The organism is Thermoanaerobacter sp. A7A (assembly GCF_000445185.1).
In the GTDB taxonomy this organism is placed as follows: domain Bacteria; phylum Bacillota; class Thermoanaerobacteria; order Thermoanaerobacterales; family Thermoanaerobacteraceae; genus Thermoanaerobacter.
Genome location: NZ_AVAF01000152.1, coordinates 1 through 2,896, shown reverse-complemented (window position 1 = coordinate 2,896; position 2,896 = coordinate 1). Strand labels below are relative to the sequence as shown.

The 2,896-nt window shown below is 32.2% G+C and carries 5 protein-coding genes; all 5 read right to left on the bottom strand.

Annotation, left to right across the window (positions count from 1 at the left end; all coding sequences use genetic code 11):
* Nucleotides 1-1,006 (bottom strand): AAA family ATPase (locus tag M663_RS0111590; protein ID WP_029689023.1); only part of this gene is annotated, 1,006 nt, incomplete at its 3' end.
* Between the two features lie 42 nt (nucleotides 1,007-1,048).
* On the bottom strand, nucleotides 1,049-1,282 hold the full coding sequence (locus M663_RS0111585; protein ID WP_029689022.1) for a DUF2007 domain-containing protein: 234 nt from the start codon (nucleotides 1,280-1,282) through the stop codon (nucleotides 1,049-1,051).
* Between the two features lie 49 nt (nucleotides 1,283-1,331).
* The gene (locus M663_RS0111580; protein WP_003869192.1) at nucleotides 1,332-1,592 is read right to left on the bottom strand and encodes a stage V sporulation protein S; all 261 of its coding nucleotides are present in this window, start codon (nucleotides 1,590-1,592) and stop codon (nucleotides 1,332-1,334) included.
* A 104-nt stretch (nucleotides 1,593-1,696) separates the two neighbouring features.
* A complete protein-coding gene (locus tag M663_RS0111575) occupies nucleotides 1,697-2,761 on the bottom strand; it encodes a radical SAM protein (protein ID WP_029689021.1) in 1,065 nt (354 codons plus the stop codon).
* A partial coding sequence (locus M663_RS0111570; RefSeq protein ID WP_029689020.1) for a putative dsRNA-binding protein occupies nucleotides 2,758-2,896 on the bottom strand: 139 nt, incomplete at its 5' end. The genes M663_RS0111575 and M663_RS0111570, both read right to left, overlap by 4 nt.

Sequence of the window (2,896 nt, the reverse complement as noted above, 5' to 3'; positions counted from 1 at the left end):
TTAAAACTCTTTCCCGTTTTGCAGCTTTTTCTAACTCCTCCCTGTAAAGTCGAGAGGTTTCTTCTAAATTTCTAAGCTTCTCTATTATTAATTCCCTTTTTCCTGAGACTATCTCTATCTCTCTTAACTTATTGTGATATTCCTCTTTTTCACTGTCCAATTGCTGTTTTAAGTCATGAATTTCTTTTTCTTTATATAACAAATTCTCCTCTTGATTGATTTTATGTATTTTTTTTACATCTAATTGATTTTTTAAGTTCTCATATTTTCCTTTTAAAGCATCGTACTGATTCATAGACCTCTTTGCTAATTGAATATATAAACTTATATCTACTTTTCTTTTTTCCTGATGAAGTTTTAAAAACTCTTCTGCCTTGCTTTTTTGCGTTTCCAAAGTAGTAAGCTGCTTCTCTAATTCTACAACTATATCGTTTAAACGAAGTAGATTATCATTAGCTGCTGTGAGTTTCCTTTCTGCTTCTTCTTTTTTATATCTGTACTTTGAAATACCTATTGCTTCCTCAAAAATTTGTCTTCTATCTTCTGGTCTTGCAGATAGGATCTCGTCTATTCTCCCTTGTCCTATTATTGAATAGCCTTCTTTTCCTACTCCTGTATCTAAAAAAAGCTCGTATATGTCCTTAAGACGGCAAGGAGTTTTATTTATAAAAAACTCACTTTCGCCAGATCTAAAAATTTTTCTGGTAATAACTACTTCTGTATAATCAAAAGGAAGATAACCATCGGAATTATCAAGGGTGAGATTTATTTCACAAAAACCTAAAGGTTTTCTATTCTCGCTACCTGCAAAAATTACATCCTCTAACTTAGAACCTCTTAAACTTTTGATACTTTGTTCTCCCAGAACTAATCTAATAGCGTCAGAAATATTACTTTTGCCACTTCCATTTGGACCTACAATTGCTGTTACACCTTTTTCAAAATTAAGAGTTACTTTGTCTGCAAAAGACTTAAAGCCTTGAAGTTCAAGTTTCTTAAGGTACATACCACCACTCCTTATGCACCTTCCATTTTACCACATCTACATTTAAATTTCATCTTCATTTTTTCGTATTTCTTCTACAATCTCCTCTATTTCTTCCTTATAAGAAGAAGGTGCTAATATCTCCCCCCATCCTGTTACCGTTTGAAACAATCCATCATAAGCCGTATCATGATAACTTCTTATAAAATGTGGTATCCCCTTTTCTTTTAAAATGCCTTCTAACAGTTTAGCTTCTATTTCATTTTCTAACACTAAAATTTTAACGAAGCCTTCCATCAAAATCACCTCTATATAAAAATAAAACCTGCAAAAAAGCAGGTTTAGATTATCTTGGTTCTACAATAAATTTTATCGCTGTCCTCATTTCGCCGTCTATCTCAATCTCTGAAAAGGCAGGAATCGCAATTAAGTCTATGCCATTTGGCGCCACAAACCCCCTTGCTATTGCAATAGCCTTAACCGCTTGATTTACTGCACCTGCCCCAACCGCCTGAATTTCTGCTGAAGATTTTTCTCTTAAGACGGCTGCTAATGCACCTGCTACAGACTTAGGTTTAGATTTAGCTGATACTTTTAGAACCTCCACTGTAAAATAACCTCCTTCATACATTATTGTGAAAATGAATACATTTGATATATATTATATATTCGATAAAAAACCAATATTTCCTTCTTTTTTATAAAATTTTTTTAAAAATTATTTTTTATAAAATCGGTTATAGAAATACGCATAATCTTTTTATCAGTACAAACAACTATTTTGTCGTCAGTCAGACTATTTAATATTTTAAATTCCGTCTTTACGTTGTATTTTTTTTCTAAAAACAACTTGTTGAATTTTTTTTGCCCTATAATTGTGGAAATCCGCTTTTCATTAGAAAAAATTGTAACCTTTGTGTTCCTTATATTTTTATCCTCAAATACCCTTATGAGAATGTCAAGAATAACACTTGACTCAACTAATTGTCCCATCGCAGGATGAAAAGGACCTGCTACTACATCTTTATTGTAATTAATATTTTCTGTCGTTTGAAGTCCAATCCGAATGACATCAATATTATTCTTAATAAAAATTATATACATTTTCTTTGAAATTTCAACAGCCTCTTGCAAGGTTAGAGGAAAGAATCTTCCTTCTTTATACATTCTTTCAAGATAAGTATTTTTAATCACCAAAGTAGGATAAATCCTCACAAAATCAGGTTTCAACTCCACAATCTTATAAGCGGTATTTAAAGATTTCTCTAAGTTATCTCCAGGTAGTCCTATCATTATTTGCAATCCTAATTTAAAGTCATATTGCCGAATTAGATTCACAGCTTTTACGACATCCTCACTTGTATGACCTCTTCTACTTTTTAAAAGCACTTCTTCATCCATTGACTGTACTCCAAGTTCTATTATTGAAACTTTGTATCTCTTAAGATTTTGTAAAATCTCGGTGTCTATATAATCAGGACGAGTAGACAAACGAATAGCATCTATTTTGCCATTGTCCAAATATTCTTTCGCAATTCCCAAGTAGAGATTTTGCTTATCCTGTGGTATTCCTGTAAAACTTCCACCAAAAAAAGATACCTCTATTTCTGCATTACTTGGAAGAGTTTTTAAATGGGTTTCTATGGTTTGCCTTACGTATTCTTCTGTTATCTCCTGTTGTTGGCCTGTTATTGAATTTTGATTGCAAAAAACACACTTAAAAGGACAACCTAAATGGGGTATAAAAAGTGGTATTATATACATCTTTTTTTTCATTTTAATATCCCCAATTTAATCAATGCTTCCATAGCCGCAGCTTGCTCAGCTTCTTTTTTACTTTTACCATAACCCTTTCCTAATATTACATCTCCAATACGCACTTGGGTTACAAAAGTTTTATTATGGTCAGGG